Here is a 23,985-nt window from a genome sequence, read left to right on the forward strand (position 1 = left end):
GTGGAGGGGCCACCGCTGACCATCCGCTACTTCGCAGGTGCCCGCGCCGCCGCCGGCCGCGCCGAGGAGGCCATCCCCACCGGGCCGTCTCTGGACGACCTCGCGGCCGAGCTGACCCAGCGCCACGGCGACCGGCTCGCCGGGGTGCTGCGGGTGGCGAGTTTCCTCGTGAACGGCGTCACCTGTCATGATCGTCAGGCACCCCTACCGGCCGGGGCCACGATCGATGTCCTGCCCCCGTTCGCGGGCGGCTGAGGGAGGCACGACACATGATGGCGGTTCTGGGGTTCGTGGCTGTCCTGGCGCTGGTCACCGGCCTCATCCACCTCTACCTGTGGAAGCGGCTCGTTCGGGACACCACCACGCCGGGCCGTTGGCGACGGATCGGCGGGATCGCCGCCCTGGTGCTGGCCCTGCTCGTGCCGGTCACCCTCGCCGGAACGCAGGCCGGGCTCTACTGGCTCGCCTGGCCGGGCTACCTGTGGCTCGCGCTGATGTTCTACCTGCTCGTCGTACTGGTCGTGCTGGAAGTCCCAATGCTTGTCGCCCGGCTGGTGCTGCGTCGCCGGGTGGTCGCCGCAGAGCCCACCGCGGCCGCGCCGGAGCCGGTGCTGGTCGGTGCCGCCGGGCCGACCGAGCCACCGGCAGCCGGCGCCGTCGCGGCACCGGACCACGACCCGTCCCGTCGGTTGCTGCTGGCCCGTGGGGCGGCCATCTTCGCCGGCCTCACCGCCACCGGCACCGTGGGGTACGGCGTTCGTACCGCGCTCGGCCCGCCCCACCTCGACCGGGTGCGGATCCCCCTCGCCAAACTCCCCCGCAGCATGGACGGCCTGCGCATCGCCACCGTCTCCGACATCCACCTCGGCCCGCTGCGCGGACGGGCACACACCGAGCGGATCGTCGCCGCGATCAACCGGCTCGACGCGGACATCGTCGCGGTCGTCGGTGACCTGGTCGACGGCTCGGTGGCCGAACTCGGCTCGGCCGCCGCGCCGCTGCGCGACCTCCGCTCCCGCTACGGCAGCTTCTTCGTCACCGGCAACCACGAGTACTACTCCGGCGTGGAGGAGTGGGTCCAGGAGGTCGACCGGCTCGGTCTGCGGGTCCTGCAGAACCGGCGGCAGGAGATCCAGGCCCGTGGCGGTGTGCTCGACCTGGCCGGCGTGAACGACCTGGACGCGACCGGCGGCAGCGGCCTCGCCGCCGGGCCGGACTTCGCCGCCGCCCTGGGTGACCGCGACCCGAGCCGACCCGTGGTCCTGCTCGCACACCAGCCGCTGGCTGCCAAGGAGGCCGCCCGCTACGGTGTCGACCTGCAACTGTCCGGGCACACCCACGGCGGGCAGATGGTGCCGTTCAACCTGGCCGTCGGGCTGGAGCAGCCGGTGGTCAGCGGGCTCGGCGAGGTCGACGGCACCAAGGTCTACGTGACCAACGGCGCCGGTTTCTGGGGGCCGCCGGTCCGGGTCGGCGCGGAGCCGCAGATCAGTCTGGTCGAGCTGCGCTCGGCATAGCGGAGGTCACGTACGCGCGTGGCGGCCGGTGGCCGGCGCGGCGGGCGTGACAGGATGCGGCGTGCCCCCGTTCAGCGCCGTACCCCCCGGTGGCCTACCGCCATTCGTCGCGGACCTGCACATCCACTCGAAGTACTCGCGCGCGTGCAGCCGTGACCTCACCCTGCCGAACCTCGCGTGGTGGGCCCGGCGTAAGGGCATCGGCCTGCTCGGCACCGGCGACTTCACCCACCCCGCCTGGTACGACCACCTGCGGGAGACGCTGCGCCCGGCCGAACCGGGGCTCTACCGGCTCGACCCGGAGGCGGAACGGGACGTCGCCCGTCGGCTGCCACCCCGACTCGCGCAGACCGCGGAGGCGGACCCGGTCCGTTTCATGCTGAGCGTGGAGATCTCCACCATCTACAAGCGGGACGACCGGACCCGCAAGGTGCACCACCTGATCTACCTGCCGGATCTGGACGCGGTGGCCCGGTTCAACACCGCGCTCGGCCGGATCGGCAACCTCGGCTCCGACGGCCGGCCGATCCTCGGACTGGACTCCCGGGACCTGCTGGAGATCACCCTGGAGGCCAGCCCGGACGGCTATCTGGTGCCGGCACACATCTGGACTCCCTGGTTCTCCGCGCTGGGTTCGAAGTCCGGCTTCGACGCGATCGCCGACTGCTACGCCGACCTCGCCGAGCACATCTTCGCCGTGGAGACCGGGCTCTCCTCCGACCCCGCCATGAACTGGCGGGTCGGCAGCCTGGACGGCTACCAACTGGTGTCCAACTCGGACGCGCACTCGCCGCCGGCGCTCGGCCGGGAGGCGACAGTGTTGACCGCCGAACGGGACTACTTCGCCGTTCGGGAGGCGCTGCGGACCGGTGACGGCCTGGCCGGCACCATCGAGTTCTTCCCGGAGGAGGGCAAGTACCACGCGGACGGGCACCGGCTGTGTGGGGTCAACTGGTCTCCGGAGCGCACCCGTGCCGCGGGCGGTCGCTGCCCCGAGTGCGGCAAGCCACTCACCGTGGGTGTCCTCAGCCGGATCGAGGAGTTGGCCGACCGCCCGGACGGGCACCGTCCGGCGCACGCCCGGGACGTCACCCACCTGGTGCCGCTGGCCGAGATCCTCGGCGAGATCAACAAGGTGGGTGCCCGGTCGAAGAAGGTCGAGGGTCGCCTCAACGAGTTGCTGGCCGCACTGGGCCCCGAGCTGGAGATCCTGACCACGACCCCGCTGAGCGACATCGCGCAGACCGGTGGTGAGCTGCTCGCCGAGGGCATCGGACGGCTGCGGCGCGGCGACGTCCGCCGGGTGCCCGGTTACGACGGCGAGTACGGCGTGATCACGCTCTTCGACCCGGCCGAGCTGGGCGCGCAGGAGACGCTGTTCGACGTACCGGTGCCGGCGCAGCGACGACCCGCGGAGCCGGCTCCCCGGGTCCCGGCCAAGCGTCCGGCGGCGGCCAAGGCGGAGCCGAAGCGGAAGCCGGTCCCGGCGCCCGCGCCGCCGATCGCGTCACCGCCGTCTCCGCACGAGCCGTTCGAGCCGATGCTCTCCGGCATGGAGGAGGTCGGCACCGGCCTGCTGGACCGACTGGACGCCATGCAGCGGGTGGCCGCCTCCGCACCTGGCGGTCCGCTGCTCATCGTGGCCGGTCCGGGCACCGGCAAGACCAGGACGCTCACCCACCGGATCGCGTACCTCTGCGCGGAGCTGAACGTCTTCCCCGAGCGCTGCCTCGCGATCACGTTCACCCGTCGGGCCGCCGAGGAGCTGCGGCACCGCCTCGACGGCCTGCTCGGCCCGGTCGCTGAGGACGTCACGGTGGGGACGTTCCACGCGTTGGGGTTGACCATCCTGCGGGAGAACGTCGGCGCGGCGGGTCTCCCGGCCGACTTCCGGATCGCCGACGACGCCGAGCGGGCGGCAGCACGCACCGAGGCCGGCGACGACAGCGCCGCGTACGTGTCGCTGCTGCGCAAGCAGGACCTGGTCGACCTTGACGAACTGGTGACCCTGCCGGTGGAGCTGCTGCGGGCCGATCGGAAGTTGGTCGAACGGTACCGGGACCGCTGGCAGTGGATCTTCGTCGACGAGTACCAGGACGTCGACGAGGTGCAGTACGAGCTGCTGCGGCTGCTCAGCCCCGCCGACGGCAACCTCTGCGCGATCGGCGACCCGGACCAGGCCATCTACTCGTTCCGGGGTGCCGACGTCGGCTACTTCCTGCGCTTCTCCGAGGACTTCACCGACGCCCGACTGGTCCGGCTCAACCGCAACTACCGCTCTTCGGCGCCGATCCTGGCCGCCGCCGCGCAGGCCATCGCGCCGTCCACGCTGGTCCGGGGCCGGCGACTGGACCCGGCCCGACTCGACCCGGAAGCTCCGCTGGTCGGGCGCTACCCGGCGGCGTCAGTGGCCGAGGAGGCCGACTTCGTGGTGCGTACCGTCGACGACCTGGTCGGCGGGTTGTCGCACCGTTCGCTGGACTCGGGCCGCATCGACGGCCGGTCCACCTCGCTGTCGTTCTCCGACATCGCGGTGCTGTACCGCACCGACGCGCAGGCCGCCCCGATCGTGGACGCCCTGACCCGGGCGAACATCCCCGTGCAGAAGCGTTCCCACGACCGGCTGCGGGACCGGCCCGGGGTCGCCGCCATCGCCCGCGAGCTACGGCACGCCGACGGGCTGGCCGGCTCACTTGCCGCCCGGGTGCGGCTGGCCGGTCAGGTGGTCGCGGAGCGGTTCGCCGTACCCACCCTGGACGGCGGCGGCAGCGCTGTCCGTCCCGAGGACGTCCGCTCGGCCGTGGACCTGCTGACCCCGCTGGCCCGACGCTGCGGTGACGACCTGGAGGCCTTCCTGTCGCAGTTGGCCACCGGCGCGGAGGTGGACGCGCTCGACCCGCGGGCCGAGGCGGTCACGCTGCTCACCCTGCACGCCGCGAAGGGCCTGGAGTTCCCGGTGGTCTTCCTGGTCGGTGTCGAGGACGGCCTGTTGCCGTTGCGCTGGCCGGGCTCGACGCCCGACGAGGACGCCGTGGCCGAGGAGCGCCGGCTCTTCTTCGTCGGCCTGACCCGGGCCCAGGACCGGCTGTACGTCAGTCACGCCGCCCGCCGCACCCGGCACGGTACCGAGCGCGACTGCGCCCCCTCGCCGTTCCTCAACACCATCGACCCGGGCCTCTTCGAACGCTTCGGCGAAGCCGAGCCCCGCCGCCCCAAGGATCGCCAACTCCGCCTGATCTGACCCCCGGCGTGCCCACGCCCCACCCCACGCCTCGTCGATCTTGCACTTTCGGTCGTCGTTGTGCGTGGAATGCACCTTGTGTCGGCGCAGAAACTGCAAGATCGACGGGGCGTGGGTTGGGCGTGGGTGCGTCAGGTGAGGAGGGGGGCGAGCCAGGCGCCCACCAGCAGGGCCGGACCGAGCGGCAGCAGTGTGTTCCGGTGCACCTTTCGGGCGGCGAGCAGGCCGAGCACCAGACCGCCGTGCAGCACGTGCGGCAGGAGCAGCCCGGCCAGCAGGGTGCCCCACCCCAGCCAGCCGAGCGGCAGGCCGAGGACGGCGGCGAGTTTCACGTCCCCGAAACCCAGCCGTGAGCCGGGTAGCAGGGCCAACACCACGTGCGCCGCACCCGCGAACGCCGCACCTCCCAGCGCGCCGAGCAGCCGGCCGGGAGTGCCGGACAGCAGCGCCGCGGTGCTCAGCCCTCCGAGGGCCAGCAACCCGGCGACGAGCACCAGCGGGTCGGGCAGCCGCAGGCAGGCCAGGTCGACCCGCGCCAGCACCAGACCGACCGCCGCGACCGCGAGGAAGACCGGCAACGCCCTGTCGTCACCCACGGCGACGGCGAGGCCGACAAAGACGCTGGCCGCCACCATCGGGTCGACCCAGGGCCGCCGGACCGGCTGCGGCCCCGGAAACGCCAGTGGCCGGGCGTCCGCCGTGGCGAAGCGCCGCGACACCAGGGGTACGACAAGGCCGACCAGCGCGCCGAGCAGCGCGATCGACACCAGCGCGGCGGCCGACATGGGCCGGACGCTACTGGCGGTCGCGCCCCAACGTGACCCCCGATCGTGATCCCGTGCCCGCCCGACGTGGCCGTTCGGTGGTCACCACAAGGGCGACCCCGGCGACGATGACAGCACCGCCGAGCAGCACCTGCGGGGTGATCGGCTCGGCCACCAGCAGCGCGCCGAGCGCCACCGCGACCGCCGGGTTCACGTAGGCGTACGTCGACACCAGCGAGATCGGCGCGTTGTGCAGCAGCCAGACGTACGCGGTGAAGGCCACCAGTGAGCCGGCCACCATGAGGTAGCCCAGCGCCAACCAGGACCGGGTACTGACCGCCGCCGGGTGGAAGTCCGCCAGTTCGCCCCGACCGGCGGCGACTGCCACCAGCACCAGCGCGCCGGCCATCATCTCGTACACCGTGGCCACGAACGGGTCGCCGGGCATCCGGATCCGGCCGGAAAGGAACGACCCGACCGACCAGGAGGTGGCCGCCGCCACCACTGTCAACGCCCCGACCAGCGGCACCGCTGCCGAACCGCCACCCGGCAGCACCAGCAGGATGAGGCCGATGAAGCCCACTGTGACCCCGGCGAACGTCCAGAGCGGTGGCCGATCCCCGGTGGCCGAGCGCAACAGCACCACCAGCAGTGGCACCGTGGCCACCAGCAGCGCGGCGATCCCGGACGGCACCGCCACTCCCGGCGGCCCCGATTCGGCGAGCACCACCAGGCCGTTGCCGGCGCCGAGCAGGAGCACCCCGACCAACGCGGCCGAGCCGAGTTGCCGTCGGTCCACCCGCAGCGCGCCGGGCCCCCGACGCAGTCGCAGCACCACCGCCAGGACCAGGCCGGCCGCGGCGAACCGGAGCGCGGCCGACAGCAGCGGAGGCATTGTCTCCACTGTGATCCGGATGGCCAGATAGGTCGACCCCCAGAGCACGTAGACCACGATCAACGCGGTCCAGATCAGTGTCGGCGTGCTGCTGGCACGACGGCCGGCGAGGGCCGTGGCGCTCGGTGGAGGTGAGCTCATCAGTGGACCACGCTACGGTGACCCCGGAGTCCGTGTCGCGCTTTGGTGGCCGGCCTCTCACCACTCGTGCAGGAGGGCGGCATGACGAACTACGGACAACCGGGGAGCGGCCACCCGGGGCCGTGGCGTGGGCAGAGACCCGACGAGACGCCCGGTCGACCGGCGCAGCAGCCCTACCCGCCCGCGCCGGAGTCCTACCCTCCGGCGGTCCCGTCGTACCCGCCCGCGCCGCAGGGACGACCCGGACCGTACGGCGGCCCACCCACCCCGCAGTACGGTGCGACGCCCGGCGGGCCCTACGGCGGCGAGACGGATACGCCCTACGGCCACGATCCCCGCACGCCCTACGGCGGCTCGTACCAGCCGACCCAGCCGTACGGCGGGCAGCCGTACCGGCCCGACGACCCGTACGGCGAGGATCCGGCACCGAGCCGGCGCGGACGGGGGCCACTGATCGCGGTACTGGTCGTCGTACTGCTGGTGGTGGCCGTCGCCGGGGCGTTCTGGTTCCGCCGTGGGCAGAGCGACCCGGCACCGGCAGCCGCGCCGAGCAACTCGGCAGTTGCCGGTGAGCCGAGCGCGGACGTGGTCGAGCCCGCGCCGAGCGCGGCCGCGCCGGAGTCGTCGGCCGATCCCCGGTTCGCGAAGGTCGGCCAGTGCGTCCGCAACGACGGCACCGCGGGCGGCAAGCCGAAGCTGCTGATCAGCGGCTGTACCGCGAAGTCGTACGAGGTGCTGAGCCGGATCGACGGCCCGACCAGCGGCGAGCGGGACGCCGAGGCCAAGTGCGGCAAGGTCGAGGGCTACACCAACTGGTATTTCTTCGACAGTGAGCTGGACACTCTCGACTTCGTCCTCTGCCTCAAGCAACGCTGAGACCCTCCACCCCAGGGGATGACATGACGACCTACGGACCTGCGGGTTCCGATCAGCCGGACGATCCGTACCAGCGCCCGCCCGGTGGGCCTGACAGCTCGCCACCCGTCGACCCGACAGTGCCCCAGTGGAGCACCCCGCCGCCCGCGGACGACCCGACCCGGCAGCAGTGGGGTCCGCCGTCGACCGGCGCGGAGCCACCGACGGCACCCATGTGGGCGCCGCCGCCCACCAACCCGGAGCCGCCGACCACGCCGATGTGGCCGCCGCCGCCCACGTCGGGCCCGGGTTACCCACCGCCCGGGCCGTTCCCACCGGCCGGGCCGTACCCACCGGCGGGCCCGATGCCCGGTCAGCCGGCGGGTCCGATGCCGGGTCAACCGGCCGGGCCGTGGGGTCAGCAGCCTCCCGGCGGCTACGGGATGCAGCCGGCCGCGCCGACGAAGAAGACCGGCCGCAACGTCGCTCTCATCATCGCTGTGGTGGTGCTGCTCGTGCTCTGTCCGTGCCTCGGCCTGGCCGGCTGGGCGATCTGGAAGGTGGCCGACGCCGGCAGTGACGCGGCGCGTGCCCCGTCGACGAGTGCCCCGGGCGTTCCGCCCGCGCTGCCCAGCGACGCCCCGACGTCGGCCGCCCCGACCCCGGGCGCGGAGTTCGCCAGGGGTGACTGCGTGGTGAACGACGGCAGTGAGAGCGAGGCGGAACTCCGTAAGGTGCCCTGCGGCCCGAACACCTATCAGGTGCTGCTGCGAATTCCGGCTACCACTGACGGAGACCGGTGCGAGACGCTCGCGCCGCAGGCGACAGCGAACTATGTGCACGACAACTCGGTCGACCTGTTCGACTACGTGCTCTGTCTGAAGAAGCGTTAGCCCGAGCTGGCCGATCGCTGGCCCGATTGCCAAAACTAGGGCTGTCTAGCGTCCATGCTAGACAGCCCTAGTTTGTGGTCGACGGTCTCGACACGCCGGTAGCCCCATCTATCCATGTCTAGCCTCGCAGCTAGATGGCCCGATAATCTGCGATGCGTGGATCCGGTCCGCAACCCGTACGCGCCGGGCGCCGGTCAGCGCCCGCCCGAACTTGCCGGGCGGGGGCGGGAACTGGACGTCTTCGACATCGTGCTCGAGCGCATCGCCCGGGGCCGACCCGAGCGCAGCCTGATGCTCACCGGGCTGCGCGGCGTCGGCAAGACGGTCCTGCTCAACACGCTCCGGTCGCAGGCCATCAACCGACTCTGGGGCAGCGGCAAGATCGAGGCTCGACCCGACCAGTCGTTGCGCAGGCCGGTCGCCGCCGCACTGCACATGGCGGTCCGAGAGCTCGCCCCCCGCCACCGCGCACCGGACCGGATCGACGCGTTCCTCGGCGTCCTCAAGGCGTTCGCCCAACGGTCCAATCCGACCGGCCGGGCCGGTGCCGCCAAGCTGCGCGACCGGTGGCAGCCCGGCATCGACGTGCCGGCCGCCAGCGGCCGGGCCGACTCCGGCGACATCGAGATCGACCTGGTCGAGCTGTTCAGTGACGCCGCAGCCGTGGCCAGCGACGTCGGCACCGGCATCGCCATCTTCATCGACGAGATGCAGGATCTCGGCCCGGAGGACGTGTCAGCGCTCTGCGCCGCCTGCCACGAGCTGTCCCAGCTCGGCGCGCCGCTGATCGTCGTCGGCGCCGGCCTTCCGCACCTGCCGGCCGTGCTCAGCGCCGCCAAGTCGTACTCCGAACGGTTGTTCCGCTATCAACGCATCGACCGGCTCGACCGGATCGCCGCCGACCGGGCGCTCTGCGCGCCCGCCGAGCGCGAGGAGGTCGAGTACGAGCAGAAGGCACTCGACCTGCTCTACGAGAAGTCCGGCGGCTATCCGTACTTCGTCCAGGCGTACGGCAAGGCCACCTGGGACCACGCGCCACGCTCGCCGATCACGGCCGCCGATGTGCGGGTCGCCGCGCCCGAGGCGGAGGCCGAACTGGCTGTCGGGTTCTTCGGTTCCCGGTTCGAACGGGCCACTCCCGCCGAACGCGAGTACATGCGGGCGATGGCCATGATGTCCGCGGTCGAGGGCGAACCCGGCGTGGTGGTCCGCGACGACATGGACGCGGCGGTGCCCACCGCGGAGATCGCCCGTGCCCTCGGCCGCAAGCCGGCCAGTCTGTCCCCGGCCCGGGACGCGTTGATCAAGAAGGGGCTGATCTACTCCGGCGAGCGGGGCACCGTCGCCTTCACCGTCCCGCACTTCGGCAGGTACCTGCGGACACAGCCGGCCTGACCCCCAACAGTCGCGTCGACCGGTCAGACCTTCGACCAGGGCGCCGGAAAGAGCACCTCACCGCGAGGCGGAGGGCCCTCCTCGCTGGTGGACGGCGGCAGCACCAGCGCCTGCCAGGGTTCGCCGAGGCCGGCCCACGGGCCGGTCAGGCCCAGTTCACTCGCCGGGCCGAACCCGAACCGGCGGTAGAAGACCGGGGCACCGAGGACGACGACGAGCCGCTCGCCCAGCTCGGTGGAGGCGTCCAGGGCGGCCTGCACGACAGCCGTGCCGTGCCCGACACGCTGCCGGTGCGGCGCGACAGCCACCGGGCCGAGGGCCAGGACGGGCACGTCCGAGCCTCGCTCCGGCCGCAGCCGCACCCGGGTGAGCAGCGCGTAGCCGACCACCTCACCGCCGTACTCGGCGACCATGGCCAACTCCGGCAACCAGGCGGTGGTGTCGCGTAGCTCGTCGACCAGGCTGACCTCGGGCGGCGTCGCCACGTCCGGGCGGGCGAAGGCGGCGGCCAGTACGCGGCGGACCGGGCCGGCGTCGGCCGGGTCCTCGGGGCGTAGCCGCAGCGTGGTCACCCGCGCGACGTTACCCGTCAGCGCCCGTCCATCCGTGACTGTCGCTCGATTCGGCGTGGCGTACGTGTACGAACACCAATCCGATCCTGCGGTTGACGGGGTAGCAAACGCCGCGACGGGGTATGACTGATCCATGACGCCCGTACGCTCCCTCGCCCGCGCCATGCTGAGCGGCATCTTTGTGGTCAGCGGGTATCGCAACCTACGCGACCCCGGCCGGCTCGCGGTGGCCGCCAAACCGGTGACCGACAAGGTCGCGCCGGTATTGAAGAAGGCGCACCCGAGCTTCCCCACCGAGACCGAGACGTTGATCCGGCTCAACGCGGCAGTGCAGGTCAGCGCCGGTCTGATGCTGGCCACCGGCCGGTTCAGCCGACCCGCGGCGCTGGTTCTGGCCGGCACGCTGGTGCCGGTGACCATCGCCGGGCATCCCTTCTGGAACAACGACGACCCGATCGCCAAGAACAACAACCAGATTCACGTCCTGAAGAACCTCGGGCTCCTCGGCGGTCTGCTGCTCGCCGCGGCTGACACCGGCGGCAAGCCGGGTCTGCGGTGGCGGACGGGCCATCGCATCGGCCACTCTCGACGTTCCATGCAGCGCGCCGTCCGGACCGCCCGCCGCGAGGCCCGAATCGCCGTCCGCTCCGCGTCCACCGCACGTCGACTCCCCGGCTGACCTGCGTCGATCCGTCTCCGTCTCACCCCCACCCCTCGCTAAGGCCACGAATTACCTGAACCACCCGGTAGGCGTTAACGCGGTGGAAATGTCAAAAACATGTGTGGGATCGGACACGGTCGCATAACGCGGGAGGCACTGACGTGAGGCGCCGTTCTAGGCTCCGTGCAGGACCTGGACGGGTAGGACGACCTTGGTACGGGGGTGGCCACGCCATGCCGACGGCTGTCGGTAGACGGGCGGACCGCCTCGCCCCAATCCAACGTGTGACACGCGGGATCGACCGTGTGACGCGCGGGATCGATCGCAGGAACGTCGTACGGGGCGCCATAGTGGCCGCCGTCGCCTATGCCGCATGGCTTGCCATCGGCACCTTCGGGCGGCCGTACAACTTCTTCGACATGAAGATCTACCACGGTGCCGTGGTGTGGTGGGCGAGCGGTCACGAGCTCTACGAGTTCATCGCGCCCGAAACAACACTCGGGTTCACCTATCCGCCCTTCGCCGGGCTGGTCATGCTGCCGATGGCGCAGCTGCCGATCGGCGTGGCCGGCCTGGTCAACGCCGCCGCCAGCATCGCCGCGTTGGCGCTGGTGCTGGCCGGGCTGCTCCGACCCATCGTGGACCGACTGGGGTGGCCACTGTGGTTCACGGTGGCCCTGGCGGTGCCGCTCGCGGTCGCCATCGAGCCAGCCCGGGAGACCCTCGGCTACGGCCAGGTCAACATCCTGCTGTTCGCCTTGATCATGGCGGACCTGATCGGCCTTCGCTGGCGGTCCCGCCGGGGCACCCACTACGCCGCCACCGACGGCCCGCTGCTGCGCTTCATCTACGGCGGGGCCTGGGCGGGGGCCGGTATCGGCCTCGCCACAGCGGTCAAGCTCACCCCGGCGCTGTTCATCGCCTACCTGCTGATCACCCGTCAGTGGCGGGTGGCCGCCACTGCCATCGGCACGACGATCGGCGTGACGGTGGGGACCTTCGCGATCGTCGGTGACGAGTCGCGGACCTACTTCGGCAGCGTGCTGTGGCAGACCGAACGGGTCGGCGCGGCGGACATGACGCCCAACCAGTCCCTCGCCGGCCTGCTCGCCCGGCTGTACGACTCGATCGAGACCCCGGGGCTGTTGTGGCTCGCCTTCTCGGTGCTGGTCCTGGCGCTGGGCCTGTCCCGGGCGGCCAGTTCCCGCGCCGACGGTGACGAGTTGACCGCCTTCACGTTGGTCGGTCTCACCGCGAACGTGATCAGCCCGATCTCCTGGACGCACCACCTGGTCTGGGTGATCCCGGCGATCATCGTGCTGGCCGACGCCGCAGTTCGTCGCCGCGAGGCGAGCCGGGGGATGCCGCAGCGCACCGGCCAGGGGCCGGTCTTCGGCGGTCTACCCGGGGTCAACGGGCTCCGCCCGCCGATCTGGTACCCGACGCTGACCGGGCTCCGCCACGGCTTCGCCGCGATCGGGCTCTACCTGCTCTTCCTGATCTCTCCGATCTGGCCGTACGAGCATCAACTGCCGGAGATGTCGCACTACCAGGACGGCCTGTTCGGGGCGCTGATGGAGAACTCGCTCGCGCTCGCGCTGATCGTGCTGGTCGCCGCGCTGCCCTGGCGCCCAGGCGCGGAGCCGGCGTTCTACGGCGACCGGCTCGCCCGGGCCGTGGGGGTCAACGGCCGCCGCTGAGCGGTCAGGGGCAGTTGACCCATTCCTCGGTGCCGTCGGTGAAGACCTGCCGCTTCCAGATCGGCAGTCGCGCCTTGACCTCGTCGACCAGTCGGGCGCAGGCCGCGAAGGCAGCCGCCCGGTGCGCGGTGCTCACCGCGGCGACGAGCGCCACGTCACCGATCACCAGGGGGCCGACCCGGTGCGAGACCGCCACGGCGTAGACGTCGGGCTCCGCGGCGATCTCGGCGGCCACCTCGCGCAGCACCTGTGCGGCGCTCGGGTGCCCCTCGTACTCCAGGCTGGTGACCTGTCGACCGTGGTCGTGGTCGCGGACCACGCCCTGGAACGACACCACGGCGCCGGCCCGGCGGTCGGCGACCGCCGCCTCGTGCGTGGCGAGGTCGAGCGGCTGGTCGGTGACCTCGCCGAAGGTGATCGCTGGTGCGGTCACGACGCACGCTCCCCGGGAAACAACGGCAGTGGGACGATCGGAACCCGGTCGCCCGGCTCACCGCGGGTGCCGGGTCGGATGACAGCGAACCCGTCCGCGCCGGCCAGGCCCCGCAGCATCGCCGAGCCGACGTGCCGGACCGGGAACGCGACGCCGGCGGAGCGGTCCAGTCGGACCAACGCCAGGTGGGTGTGGTCACCGCGACCGGGCACCGCCTCGGCCAACGTGACCTGCGGCAGCACCGGCATCGACCGGCCCTGGAGGCCGGCGAGCAGCGGGGCGACAAGCGACACCAGCGCCACGATGGCGGACTGCGGGTTGCCCGGCAGCCCGGCCACGAACCGGGCCCGCCCGTCGGGGCCGGTCAACCGGGCCAGCAGCATCGGGAAGCCCGGGCGGACCGCCACCGTGTTGACCACGTAGTCGGCGCCGAGCGCCTCCAGGGTCGGGTGCAGGTGGTCGACCGGACCGTTCATGGTGCCGCCGGTGGTGCAGACCAGATCGGCGTGGCCCAGCGCCGAGCGTAGGGCCGCCACGTGCGCGGGCAGCGTGTCGGCCACCGGGCCGACCACGTCGGATGGGCGGACCTGGCAGCCGTAGCGCCGCAGCCAGGCCGGCACCGCGGGGCCCAGCGCGTCGCGGATGCGACCGGCCGCGGGCGGGCCCGCCGTCAGCAACTCGTCGCCGAAGACCAGCAGCGCGGCGCGCGGCGCCCGCCGGACCCGCAGCGTGTCGTGCCCGCAGGCGGCGGCCAGGCCGATCACCGCCGGGTCGACCGGCGTGCCGACCGGCAGCAGCTCCTCATCGGCGTACGCCTCCTCGCCGGGTTTCCGCCACTCGGGCGTCTCCCGGGGAACGCCGGTGACCAGGCCGTCAGCGCTCGTCGACTCTTCCACCCGCAGCACGGCGGTGGCGCCCTCGGGCACCATCGCGCCGGTCGCGATCTCGACTGTGGTGTCGTCCTCGGTGAGCGGCTCGGGGGTGCTGCCGGCAAGGACCCGGCCGACGACGCGCCAGGGCCCGCTGCCCCGCACCGCCCAGCCATCCACGCTGGAGGTCGGGAACGCCGGCAGGTCGGTGCGGGTGGTCAACGGCTCGGCCAGGGTCGACCCGTCGATGTCGACAAGTGGTCGGGCGGCGGCGGGTAGCGCGGCGGCCAGACCGACCGCGTAGACCCGCGAACGTGCTTCCTCCCACCCGGCCGGCGGGGGTGCGGTGACCCGATCCGCTGTGGGTGCGGTTTCCGTGCTCACCGACCGAGCCTACCGGCACGGACCGACACCCGCCCGGGCCTGGCGCGCACCGGTCACTGGTCGCCGCGGGGAAGCGGTCAGTGGTCCCCGCCGCGGAGCTGGTCGACGGTGTGCCCGAGGATCGGCCCGAGAACGGCCAGGCCATCCCGGGCACCGCCGGTCGAGCCGGGCAGATTGACCACCAGCATCCGACCGGCGACCCCGGCCAGGCCCCGGGACAGCACAGAGGTCGGCACCCGGTCACGACTGTGCGCGCGGATCGCCTCGGCGATGCCCGGGACCTCGTAGTCCAGCAGGCCGCGGGTCACGTCCGGGGTGCGATCCGTCGGGGTCACTCCGGTGCCACCGCTGGTCAGCACCACGTCGACACCGTCGGCGCGGGCGGCCCGCAAAGCATCGCCGACCGGCTCACCATCGGGCACCACCACCGGGTCGTCGACCTGGCAGCCCAGCTCGCGCAGGCCGGCCACGAGCAGCGGGCCGCTGGTGTCGGCGTAGACACCGGCAGCGGCCCGGTTGGAAGCGACGATCACACGAGCCCGGATCACTGCCGGTCCTCCGGACGGACCCACTCGCCGGTCTTGCCGCCCTCCTTGCGGAGCACCCGGACCGCCTCCACCGAGGCCGCCGGGTCGACCGCCTTGACCATGTCGATCAGGGCGAGACCGGCGACAGCAACAGCGGTCAACGCCTCCATCTCCACCCCCGTCCGGTCCGCGGTGCGGGCGGTGGCCGTGATCTCCACGGTGTCGGCGGTCAGCCGCAGGTCGACTGTGACACCGTGCAGGGCGATCGGGTGGCAGAGCGGGATCAGGTCAGGAGTGCGCTTGGCCCCCATGATCCCGGCGAGTCGGCCGACGGCCAACGCGTCGCCCTTGGGCAGCCCGTCGCGATGCAACAGGTCGATGACCTCGGGCGTGGTCCGCAAACGGCCGGCCGCGACGGCCAACCGACCCGTCACCGCCTTGGCGGAGACGTCGACCATGCGGGCCGCGCCGGCGCGATCGACGTGGCTGAGCTGCGCGGGTTCGGTCACGGTCGTGAGCCTATCGGTGCGGTACGACGGCGGTCGGAAGGAGCGGCGTCACGCTGACGATCGCACCGGGTGCTGACGGCGTGACGGCCCCGACGCCGCTCCTTCCTTGCCGACCCGCCGCCGAGGTCGCTGGGGGGACCCGGCAGCGGGCGCGTGTCGACGACCCGGTTCTGCCCACGGGCAGAACCTCCCCCGTTCGCCGATACGACAGGGAGGCTATCGGGCTGGACGATAAGAAATCGATAAGCGCCGTTCAGGCTGGTCAGCGCTCTGCGACCGGGGTTGCGTCAGGCAACTCGGCGAGGCGGCGTTCGGCCTCGAAACGCTCCGGCACGCCCATCCGTCGGAAGATCGCCAACGCCCGCTCCCAGTGCCGCCGGGCCTCGACGGGGTCCGTGCGGACGAAGTGTTCGGCCAGCCCGGCCAGGGCTCGGCCCTGCTCGTGCGGGTGCGCGATCCGAGTAGCCAACCGCAACGCCTCCTGGTGCACCTCGAACGCCTCGTCAGCCCGGCCCTGCGCCAGCAGGGTCCGCCCGAGTTCGTTCAGCGCGGCCGCCTCGACGTGTCGCTCTCCCGAACCGATCGCCAACTTCTGGGCCAACTCATGCTCCTGCTGGGCCTCCACCAGCCGACCGAGACCGCGATAGGCGATCCCGAGGTCGTTGCGCACCTCGGCCTCGGCATACCGGTGGCCGGTGCGGTCGCGTAGCGCCAACGAGGCCAGCAGAATGCGGATCGCCTGCGGAAGGTCGCCCATCCGGACCCGCACGGCGCCGATATGGCTGAGGGCGTTGAGTGTGTGGAAGACGTCGGAGTTCGTCCGGGCCCACGCCAGGTGCAGGCGGTGTATCCGGAGCGCCTCCTCGTAGCGACCCAGTGAGGTGAGTGCCATGCCGAGGTTCGGCAGCGCCATCGGCACCTTGGCTTTGCCGTATCCCTTGTAGTCACGCAAGCGCTCAAAACCGACCCTCACCGCTCCAGTCAGGTTGCCGCTCCAGTAGTAGACAGCAGCGAGGTTGGCGCGGTACCGCGCGGTTCTGAGCACGTCCCGCGAGTCTTTGGAGAGGGCGACAGCGCGGGTCAGATGGTGCAGCGCTTCCCGGTTGTCGCCAGTCCGGATATATCCGGAAGCGAGGTAGTTGTTCACCAATGCCGCTGCATCGACGTCCCCGGATGCGTCCGCTGCCGTCAGCGCGTGCCGGTGGGTCGTGATGATGTCCTCGAAGTATCCGCGGATGTAACAGAATCGCCAGAGGGCACGGGCCAGCCGCCACAATGCTCGTGGAAGCCCTCATCGAGCGCTGCCCTCACCATCGTTACCAGGTCCGTCCGCTCCGCTTCCAACCAGTCAGCGGTGGGCTCCCCGATCGCGTCGACCAACTCGGGTCGCCCGAACGGGAGATGTGTGACGCGAGATTCCAGGTCGTTGAGCTCCAGCGTCTTAGCGACCCTCAGTGCTACCTCCAGAGTGAAGTCGAGCAGGTGAGCCAGCCCTGCCTTTCGGTCGCTCGCGGAGTCGGTACGCGAACACAGCTCGATGGAGTACTGCCGCATGAGGTCGTGCAGTCGATATCGCGTCGAGTCCAGGTCCTCCACCAGATTCCGGTCGACAAGGTCGTCGAGCGCCGCACGAGCCTCCGCGATCGGCAGCCCGGTCAGCGCGGCGACCGCCGGCGCGCTGAAGCGGCTACCGGGATACAGACCCAGAAACCGGAAGACACGCTTGGTCGAACTGGTAAGCGGCTCATAGGAAGCGGCGAAGGCACCGGTGACGGTGCTCTCCTCCTGAGCCAGATGGTGCAGCGCTGGAGCATCGCCAGCCATCTGCTCGGCAAGGTCCGCCAACCGCCAGCCGCGCCGGTGCGCCAGCCGCGCACCGGCCAGCCGGATCCCCAGTGGGAGGTACCCGCACCGACGCACCACCTCGGCGGCTGCCTCCGGTTCGGCCTCAACCCTTTCCCGACCGATGCTCAGGCTGAGGAGATCCACGCTCTCCTGTGGGTTCAGGAGCGGCAGCGTCTGCGAGGGCCCGACGTCCAGGTGGGACAGACGCCGCCGCGAGGTAACCAGCACGACGGTGGTCGGCTCGGCCGGCAGCAGGGGCATGATCTGCTCGCTGCTCGCCGCGTTGTCCAGCACCACCACCGACCTCCGGCGGGCCAGTTCCTGTCGCCACAACTCCACCCTGTCGTCGAACTCCACCGGTACACGACCAGCAGGAACGCCCATCTGCCGAAGCAGGGTGACCAGAGCACTCGCTGGCTCGACCAGGTGCTTCTCCCCGTGCCCGCACAGGTCGATGAAGAGCGCGCCGTCCGGGTACCGATCGGACAGCCGGCGGGCCAGGTGCACGGCGAGGGTCGTCTTGCCGCTACCCGCCATGCCATCGATGATGTGCACGGCCGGCACCCGTTCCTCGACCCGCCAGGTCTCCGCCAGCAGCCGCGACACCACGTCCTCTCTGCCGACGAAGTCGGTGACCGCTCGGGGGAGGTGATCGACCGGTTCAGGCCGAGGGGCTCCTTCGGGGATCAGGACACTGCCTGGCGAGGCTGCCTTCGAAACACGGCGGGCGCTCTGGCCAGCTGGACGAGGTACGGCGCGCTTCCCTGGTCGCTGGGATGGCACCGCCGAGACGATAGTGCGGTAGAAAGCCTGAAGGTCGGAACCCGGGAGGACGCCGAGCTCGGCCATCAGCTTCGTCCGAGCCTCGTCGTACGTGACGAGCGCGCCCGCGTGGTCGCCTCGCTCGTGCAGCGCCCGAGCGAGAAGGGCGTACGCCGGTTCCCGGAGGGGATGACGGGCGATGGCCTCCCGCAACAGGGGGATCGCGAGGTCGCTCCGCCCCACTCTGAGCTGCGCGTCAGCAAGGAGTTCCACGGCCAGCAGATGTTCCTCCTCGGCGGTTACCACGCGTGCGCCGAGCACGGGCCCGAGCGACATGCCGGCGAGCATCGGTCCCCGCCAGCGCGCCACGGCCGACCTCAACCGTGCCAGGGCCCGGTCCATATGGCCGACCATCAGGGCTTCCCGGCCCGCAGCGAACTCCATCTCGAAACGGAACACGTCGATAGCTTCGGGCTCCAGGGTGAACTGGTAGCCGCTTTGCTGTCTGACGATGACGCCCCGACCAGACTCGAAGGTCTCGAAGGTTCGGCGCAGGTTGGCGGCGTAGGTCCGTACGTTCGGCACCGCGGAGCGCGGCGGGCTGTCTGGCCACAGCTCGTCGACCAGGTCGTTGACTGTCACCAGTTGCCCGGGTTGGACCGCGAGCATCGCGAAGACGGCCTGCTGTTTAGGCGTACCCAGGTGCAGCTTGCGACCGAGCAGGTGCACTGAGAGGCCGCCCAGAAGTTGAATGTCCACCCGTCCCCCTGCCCCAGCGGGGTATTCAGCCGATCACACCCCGAAGCTTACGGGCACCGGATGTAACGCCCGACGCCAATCAAGCCGCCGACGCGAACGCTCTTGCGGCCGCCCGGTGCAACAGGCTCGACGAGTGCAATGCGAACATTGCAAGAACCATATGTTGCCTCAACGTTCTCAACTCCTGCCGCATCACGGAAAGAAGGAGCGAAAGCCGCAGTCGATGAAGGGGACTCCTACCGGAAGCTGGCCGGCGGTCGACCGAATCGGCGGATGAGTTGCGGCACCAAAGCACCCACACTGAGGGCGCGGTCTAATCAGTCACCACCGCTCGCGACATTCCGCGACGGACCGGATGCAACAGGCGAGCATCCCAGCGCTCTCCGCACCGGAACGCAAACAGAATGTCACTTATGCCCACAGGATTAACTAATGTTGAGGATAACGACATTTATCATCCCTAACTAGGGCCAACCCCATTTAAGCTCCATTCGTAGAGAGTCGGCTCCAACAGAGCCCGACAACCGCACGAAGGAGGGGGTGGGGTGAAATGCGCGGAAACGAGTGGGGCTGACATCGGTGCAGGACTTCTGCATCGCCCGGCGATATGGTTGCGAGCACGACAGGCGAGGTAATCCAGGAGTTGCGTGGCCTCTTCACAACGACGCGATGACGGGACCGATCGACGGCTACGGCTGATCGTCGGTCTCCTCGTCGTTGCTGCCACGATCGTTGCGCTCGCCTCCCTGAGACTGACCTTCCCTGCGGCCGAGGCTCCGACACCCGACGGAGCAACCCTGGTAACGCTGACCGCGATGATCGCCTTGGGCGCGTTCGTCAAGACGCGCGTACGTGTCCGATCCACGGTGCACCTGATCAGTTGGAGCGAGGCCGCGATCGTCATTGCGGCTGCCATTGCTCCCCTTCCATGGGTGGTGCTCTGCACCTGCATCGGGATCACCATCGCCTCGGTTCGCCTACCACCGATCAAGCTGACCTTCGGCGTCGGCAAGAACATCCTCGTCGCGGCCGGAGCAGGCATTGCCTTCGCACTGCTCGGTTGGACCTGGCCGGCCATGCATGCCCCGCAGTTGGTGGGGATCCTGTCGGTGGCGTACCTCCTCGCCGCCTTCCTTGACGAGGTGCTGGCGATCCCCGTGATCGCGCTCGCCTCCGGCACCAGAATCTCGACTCAGTTCCGCAGCAACCTGGATCTTCGCCTGGCTGGCTACGCGGTCCGTTTCGTGGTGGCGGCCCTGACCCTGCTCACCCTCCAGATGGACCCCCGGCTACTGCTCGCCGTCCCACCCCTGGTCCTGAGCCTGCACCTGGCCTACTCCGCACGCATCCGAGGCCGCACCGAACAGCAGGCGTGGCAGCGGCTGGCCCGCACCACCGACGCGCTCAACGTGGTCGACCTGGACAACGTCCTCACCACCGCAGTTACCCAGGCCGCCGAGTTGTTCTCCGCCGACGAGGTCGAGATCGAGCTGCGCGAGGGCGGCCGCACCGTACGCGGCGGCACCGGCGGCATCACCTTCGACGGCCCGACCGGCACGCCCACCGACGTGGCAGGCACTGTCGTCCCCGCGCCGCTGGAAGGCCACGACCGGACAGTCGACGTCGGCATGCTCCGACTGCGCTTCCGCGGCCCGGTGCGGCTCTCCGAGCGGGAGCAGTACACCCTGCGCACCTTCGCCTCCGCGCTCTGCACGGCCGTGCGCAACGCCCAGGCGTACGCCGAACTGGCCCGGGTCGCCGACGAGCACGCGTACGCGGCCTCGCACGACGCGCTGACCGGCCTGGCCAACCGCCGGCACCTCCTCGACGAGGGCACCGAGCAGCTGAGCACCCGCCGCGCCGACGGGGTGACGGCGCTGGTGCTGATCGACCTCAACCACTTCAAGGAGGTCAACGACACGCTCGGGCACGCCGCCGGTGACCAGGTGCTGGTGCAGGTGGCAGACCGGTTGCGGGGCGCGGCTCAGGCGACCGACCTGGTGGCCCGCCTCGGGGGCGACGAGTTCGCCGTACTCCTGCGCGGCCTGCCGGCCCCGGCGGTGGCGGCGCACCGGGCCGAGACGCTGCTCGCCGCGCTGCACGAGCCGTTCGACCTGGACGGCATGCGAATCAGCGTCGAGGCCAGCGGCGGCATCTCCGGCGCCCCGTCCAACGGCGGCATGGCCGAGCTGCTACGCCGCGCCGACGTGGCCATGTACCAGGCGAAGCGGGCCGGGCAGCGGATCGCCACGTACGCCCCGACCCGGGACACCGCCGACCTGGGCCGCCTCACCCTCGGCGGTGACCTGCCCCGCGCGGTCGCCGACCACGAGTTCGTCGTCAACTTCCAACCGATAGTCGACCTGGGCACCGGCGAGGTGACCAGCGCGGAGGCGCTGGCCCGCTGGCACCACCCGACCCACGGCATGATCGACCCGCTGCGGTTCCTGGAGGCGGTGGAACGCTCGGGCCTGCTACCGGCCTTCGCCGAGGCGATCCTCGACCAGGCGCTGCTCGCGGCGGTGAGTTGGCGCGACGCCGGCTTCGACGTACCGGTCGCTGTCAACGTGTCCCCACGCAGCCTGCTCGACGCGCGGTTCCCCGGCTCGGTGCTGGCCCGCCTCAGAGCCCACGACCTCCCACCGGACCGGCTGGTCCTGGAGCTGACCGAGACGCTGACCCTCAGCCAACTCGACGTGGTCGACCGGGTGCTCAGCCGGCTACGCGACGAGGGCGTCCGGTTGGCGTTGGACGACTTCGGCACCGGCTACTCCTCGCTCTCGCTGCTCTCCCGGATCCCGGTACACGAGCTGAAGATCGACCGGAGTTTCGTGACGACGATGGAGAGTTCGGCGGAGGCCGCCGCCGTCATCCGTTCCACCCTCGACCTGGGCCGCAGCCTCGACCTGGACGTGGTGGCCGAGGGCGTGGAGAGCGAGCCGCAGCGGCGGGCCCTCTGGGAGTTGGGCTGCGTCGCCGGCCAGGGGCACCTGTTCGCCCGACCGATGCCGTCCGGCACCCTGCTCGCGGCGATGCAGCGCGGCTCGGGCGGCCGACCGGGCACCCTAGCCGCGCCGCTGCACGACACCGGGGCGGTGATCCGGCTGAGCCAGAACCGCCGCCAGGCCGGCCGCTCCAAGCCCGACCGCCTGCCACACCTGCCCGCCTGAGCAGGCATCAGCCCGCTGGGCGGGCAGCCCGGTCTGCCAGACTGTCGCGCGTGATCGTCGACGACCCGACCGCCCACCGCAGTCGCTGGCACTGGCGCACGCTCGACAACGCCGCCGACGGACTCGCCCTCGACCTGGGCCTCTACGCCGTGTCGGCCACCTTCGCCGCGATCACCGCCGTCACGTCCACCCTGCTGCCGCACCGCGCCTGGGGCGCGGTCGCCGCCGTCGGCTACCTGCTCGCAACGCTGACGGTGATCGCCCAACTTCTGCTGCGTCGACGCTCTCCAACCTCCCGGCTGACCGGCCTGCCGGCCCGCTGGACGGTCACCGGTCTCGCCTGGGCCACCACCACACTGCTGCCCCTGGCCTGGCAGAGCATCGACCGGGCCGGCGGGCGCACCGACCGGGCCCAGGAGGAGGTGCTGGTCGTGGAGCAGGCCGGCACCCGCCTCCTGGAACACGGCACGCCCTACCTCGGACCCGACGCCATCGCCGCCCTCCCACCCGGCGAGCAACTGATGGGCTACACCCCGTACCAGCCCGGCATGGCGATGTTCGGCCTGCCCAGAGCACTGCTCGACACCTGGTGGACCGACTCCCGGGTCTGGTTCGCGGTGGGCACCGCGCTGGCGCTCGCAGTGGCAGTGGCCGCCCTGCGCAGAACACCGGCCACCACCGGCCAGGCCACCATTGCCACGACCCGCCGCCGGGACGCCGCAGTGCTGCGCGGCGTGCAGGCCGCCACCGTACTGCCGATCTGCGCCCTCACCCTCGCCACCGGCGGCGACGACCTACCCGTACTCGCGCTCTGCCTGCTGGCCCTTGCGTTCGCCGCCGCCGAGCGACCCGGCCGGGCCGGCCTCGCGGTCGGACTCGCCGGCGCGCTGAAGCTGTTCGCCTGGCCGGTCGCCCTCGTCCTGATCGTCTGGGGCCTGACCCGACGCTCCGGAACCCGAGTCGCCGTCGGCGCGATCGGACTGCCCATCGCCGCACTAGTGCCGGCGCTGCTGGTTGACCGCGACGCCCTCACCGAGAACGTGCTGCGCTTCCCCCTCGGCCACGGGCTGGTCACCAGCCCCGCGCAGTCCCCGTTCCCCGGCTACCTGATCGCCAACGCGCTACCCGCCGGCCGGCTGATCGCCGCCGGGCTGCTGGTCGCCGCTGGAGTGGCCATCGCCGTCCGGCTCGCCCGCCGCCCGCCCCGCACCGCCGTCGCCACCGCGCTGATCTGCGGGTACGGGCTGCTGGCCGCCATCGCCCTGATGCCCTCGACCCGCTTCGGCTACCTGCTGTACCCGCTGGCCCTGCTGACCTGGGCTCCCGCCCTGCACCGCCCGGGCGACACACCGACCGCCGCGATTGCCGATAAGAGGTCCGGTCGGACCACTTCGGCGTAACTTCCGAGCGGAACAGCGCGTCAGGGCGTAAACCTGAACACATGACCACGTACCGCGACCGGGCCGACGCCGGCCGGGTGCTCTCCGAACGGCTCACCGCGCTCATCGGCGAACCGGGCGTCGTCGTCCTGGGCCTCGTCCGTGGCGGCGTGCCGGTCGCCCGGATCGTCGCCGAACGCCTCGGCGCACCACTGGACGTACTGGTCGTCCGCAAGCTCGGCATGCCGTGGGCCCGGGAGGTCGCCTTCGGCGCACTCGGGCCGGGCGGTGTCCAGGTGCTCAACGACGCGGTGGCCAGCAGACTCAGCAGCGACGACATCGCCGAGGTCCGCCATCGGGAGCAGGCCGAACTGGAGCGCCGGGAACGGCTCTACCGGGGCGACCGCCCACAGCTGGACCTCACCGGGCGGACAGCCGTGATCGTCGACGACGGCCTCGCCACCGGCGCAACCGCCCGCGTCGCCGTCGAGGTCGTCCGTCAACTCGGCGCACACCGCGTCGTGGTGGCGGTCCCGGTCGGGGCGCAGGAGGCGTACGAACTGCTCGCCGCCGAGGCCGACCAGGTCATCTGCGCGCAACGCCCGGCGGACTTCGGCGCGGTCAGCGTCTACTACGACGATTTCCACGAGGTGTCCGACGAAGAAGTCACCGAGGCGCTCACAGCAACTGCATAGGTCCACCAGGTACCGTCGG

19 protein-coding genes and 1 pseudogene are annotated in these 23,985 nt (G+C 71.4%); 11 read left to right on the forward strand and 9 right to left on the reverse strand.

Features of this window, described 5'->3' with window-relative positions:
- The 3 genes from AB0K35_RS09745 to AB0K35_RS09755 all read left to right on the forward strand — a co-directional run bounded on the left by AB0K35_RS09745 (nt 1) and on the right by AB0K35_RS09755 (nt 4,758).
- The gene (locus AB0K35_RS09745; protein WP_238670034.1) at nt 1-255 is read left to right on the forward strand and encodes a MoaD/ThiS family protein; all 255 of its coding nucleotides are present in this window, start codon (nt 1-3) and stop codon (nt 253-255) included.
- A gap of 14 nt (nt 256-269) precedes the next feature.
- Nucleotides 270-1,517 carry a metallophosphoesterase gene (locus AB0K35_RS09750; protein WP_238670035.1) on the forward strand — a complete coding sequence of 416 codons (1,248 nt, stop codon included), beginning with the start codon at nt 270-272 and terminating at the stop codon, nt 1,515-1,517.
- Nucleotides 1,518-1,578: 61 nt separating this feature from the next.
- Nucleotides 1,579-4,758 carry a UvrD-helicase domain-containing protein gene (locus AB0K35_RS09755; protein WP_363884725.1) on the forward strand — a complete coding sequence of 1,060 codons (3,180 nt, stop codon included), beginning with the start codon at nt 1,579-1,581 and terminating at the stop codon, nt 4,756-4,758.
- 131 nt (nt 4,759-4,889) lie between these two features.
- Here AB0K35_RS09755 and AB0K35_RS09760 read toward each other — a convergent pair whose 3' ends face one another.
- Nucleotides 4,890-5,543, reverse strand: a complete 654-nt coding sequence (locus AB0K35_RS09760) for a prepilin peptidase (RefSeq protein WP_363884727.1) — start codon at nt 5,541-5,543, stop codon at nt 4,890-4,892.
- Nucleotides 5,544-5,553: 10 nt separating this feature from the next.
- On the reverse strand, nt 5,554-6,558 hold the full coding sequence (locus tag AB0K35_RS09765) for an EamA family transporter (RefSeq protein ID WP_363884729.1): 1,005 nt from the start codon (nt 6,556-6,558) through the stop codon (nt 5,554-5,556).
- A 408-nt stretch (nt 6,559-6,966) separates the two neighbouring features.
- On the opposite strand from AB0K35_RS09765, the pseudogene AB0K35_RS09770 reads away from it, so the two are divergent.
- The 3 genes and pseudogenes from AB0K35_RS09770 to AB0K35_RS09780 form a co-directional block, all read left to right on the forward strand.
- A pseudogene (locus tag AB0K35_RS09770) lies at nt 6,967-7,434 on the forward strand (hypothetical protein); the annotation flags it as partial.
- A gap of 422 nt (nt 7,435-7,856) precedes the next feature.
- Entirely contained in the window at nt 7,857-8,306 is a 450-nt protein-coding gene (locus AB0K35_RS09775; protein WP_308193519.1) for a hypothetical protein, read from the forward strand.
- A gap of 156 nt (nt 8,307-8,462) precedes the next feature.
- Nucleotides 8,463-9,701 (forward strand): ATP-binding protein, encoded by a 1,239-nt coding sequence (locus AB0K35_RS09780; RefSeq protein ID WP_238670040.1) that lies wholly within the window; start codon nt 8,463-8,465, stop codon nt 9,699-9,701.
- Between the two features lie 23 nt (nt 9,702-9,724).
- On the opposite strand, the gene AB0K35_RS09785 is transcribed toward AB0K35_RS09780, so the two are convergent.
- The gene (locus AB0K35_RS09785) at nt 9,725-10,273 is read right to left on the reverse strand and encodes an N-acetyltransferase (protein WP_091396674.1); all 549 of its coding nucleotides are present in this window, start codon (nt 10,271-10,273) and stop codon (nt 9,725-9,727) included.
- 133 nt (nt 10,274-10,406) lie between these two features.
- On the opposite strand from AB0K35_RS09785, the gene AB0K35_RS09790 reads away from it, so the two are divergent.
- On the forward strand, nt 10,407-10,952 hold the full coding sequence (locus tag AB0K35_RS09790; protein WP_112583895.1) for a DoxX family protein: 546 nt from the start codon (nt 10,407-10,409) through the stop codon (nt 10,950-10,952).
- 215 nt (nt 10,953-11,167) lie between these two features.
- Nucleotides 11,168-12,634, forward strand: a complete 1,467-nt coding sequence (locus AB0K35_RS09795) for a glycosyltransferase 87 family protein (RefSeq protein ID WP_238670041.1) — start codon at nt 11,168-11,170, stop codon at nt 12,632-12,634.
- 4 nt (nt 12,635-12,638) lie between these two features.
- On the opposite strand, the gene AB0K35_RS09800 is transcribed toward AB0K35_RS09795, so the two are convergent.
- The 6 genes from AB0K35_RS09800 to AB0K35_RS09825 all read right to left on the reverse strand — a co-directional run bounded on the left by AB0K35_RS09800 (nt 12,639) and on the right by AB0K35_RS09825 (nt 18,722).
- Complete coding sequence (locus AB0K35_RS09800) at nt 12,639-13,067, reverse strand: molybdenum cofactor biosynthesis protein MoaE (protein WP_091396665.1); 429 nt, start codon at nt 13,065-13,067, stop codon at nt 12,639-12,641.
- A complete protein-coding gene (locus tag AB0K35_RS09805; RefSeq protein ID WP_238670042.1) occupies nt 13,064-14,320 on the reverse strand; it encodes a molybdopterin molybdotransferase MoeA in 1,257 nt (418 codons plus the stop codon). The genes AB0K35_RS09800 and AB0K35_RS09805 overlap by 4 nt, the downstream gene beginning before the upstream one ends.
- Nucleotides 14,321-14,397: 77 nt before the next feature.
- Nucleotides 14,398-14,868, reverse strand: a complete 471-nt coding sequence (locus AB0K35_RS09810) for a MogA/MoaB family molybdenum cofactor biosynthesis protein (protein WP_238670043.1) — start codon at nt 14,866-14,868, stop codon at nt 14,398-14,400.
- Nucleotides 14,865-15,356 carry a cyclic pyranopterin monophosphate synthase MoaC gene (gene moaC, locus AB0K35_RS09815; RefSeq protein WP_238670044.1) on the reverse strand — a complete coding sequence of 164 codons (492 nt, stop codon included), beginning with the start codon at nt 15,354-15,356 and terminating at the stop codon, nt 14,865-14,867. The genes AB0K35_RS09810 and moaC overlap by 4 nt, the downstream gene beginning before the upstream one ends.
- Before the next feature lie 262 nt (nt 15,357-15,618).
- A complete protein-coding gene (locus AB0K35_RS09820; RefSeq protein WP_363884733.1) occupies nt 15,619-16,401 on the reverse strand; it encodes a tetratricopeptide repeat protein in 783 nt (260 codons plus the stop codon).
- A 143-nt stretch (nt 16,402-16,544) separates the two neighbouring features.
- Complete coding sequence (locus AB0K35_RS09825) at nt 16,545-18,722, reverse strand: transcriptional regulator (RefSeq protein ID WP_363884735.1); 2,178 nt, start codon at nt 18,720-18,722, stop codon at nt 16,545-16,547.
- A 647-nt stretch (nt 18,723-19,369) separates the two neighbouring features.
- Here AB0K35_RS09825 and AB0K35_RS09830 point away from each other — a divergent pair.
- The 3 genes from AB0K35_RS09830 to AB0K35_RS09840 are packed head-to-tail and all read left to right on the forward strand — an operon-like array spanning nt 19,370 to nt 23,966.
- A complete protein-coding gene (locus AB0K35_RS09830; RefSeq protein ID WP_238670046.1) occupies nt 19,370-21,892 on the forward strand; it encodes a bifunctional diguanylate cyclase/phosphodiesterase in 2,523 nt (840 codons plus the stop codon).
- A 50-nt stretch (nt 21,893-21,942) separates the two neighbouring features.
- The gene (locus AB0K35_RS09835; protein ID WP_363884737.1) at nt 21,943-23,292 is read left to right on the forward strand and encodes a glycosyltransferase family 87 protein; all 1,350 of its coding nucleotides are present in this window, start codon (nt 21,943-21,945) and stop codon (nt 23,290-23,292) included.
- Between the two features lie 41 nt (nt 23,293-23,333).
- Nucleotides 23,334-23,966 carry a phosphoribosyltransferase gene (locus AB0K35_RS09840; protein ID WP_363884739.1) on the forward strand — a complete coding sequence of 211 codons (633 nt, stop codon included), beginning with the start codon at nt 23,334-23,336 and terminating at the stop codon, nt 23,964-23,966.
- Nucleotides 23,967-23,985: the final 19 nt, after the last annotated feature.

It is taken from the genome of Micromonospora sp. NPDC053740 (assembly GCF_040677775.1).
Taxonomy (GTDB): domain Bacteria; phylum Actinomycetota; class Actinomycetes; order Mycobacteriales; family Micromonosporaceae; genus Micromonospora; species Micromonospora alfalfae.

What these genes read in the sequence shown, in the direction of transcription:
- AB0K35_RS09790 (WP_112583895.1), top strand. Translation starts at nt 10,407, where the DNA reads ATGACGCCCGTACGCTCCCTCGCCCGCGCCATGCTGAGCGGCATCTTT.
- AB0K35_RS09765 (WP_363884729.1), bottom strand. Translation starts at nt 6,558, where the DNA reads ATGAGCTCACCTCCACCGAGCGCCACGGCCCTCGCCGGCCGTCGTGCC.
- AB0K35_RS09760 (WP_363884727.1), bottom strand. Translation starts at nt 5,543, where the DNA reads ATGTCGGCCGCCGCGCTGGTGTCGATCGCGCTGCTCGGCGCGCTGGTC.
- AB0K35_RS09750 (WP_238670035.1), top strand. Translation starts at nt 270, where the DNA reads ATGATGGCGGTTCTGGGGTTCGTGGCTGTCCTGGCGCTGGTCACCGGC.
- AB0K35_RS09840 (WP_363884739.1), top strand. Translation starts at nt 23,334, where the DNA reads ATGACCACGTACCGCGACCGGGCCGACGCCGGCCGGGTGCTCTCCGAA.
- AB0K35_RS09795 (WP_238670041.1), top strand. Translation starts at nt 11,168, where the DNA reads ATGCCGACGGCTGTCGGTAGACGGGCGGACCGCCTCGCCCCAATCCAA.
- AB0K35_RS09775 (WP_308193519.1), top strand. Translation starts at nt 7,857, where the DNA reads ATGCAGCCGGCCGCGCCGACGAAGAAGACCGGCCGCAACGTCGCTCTC.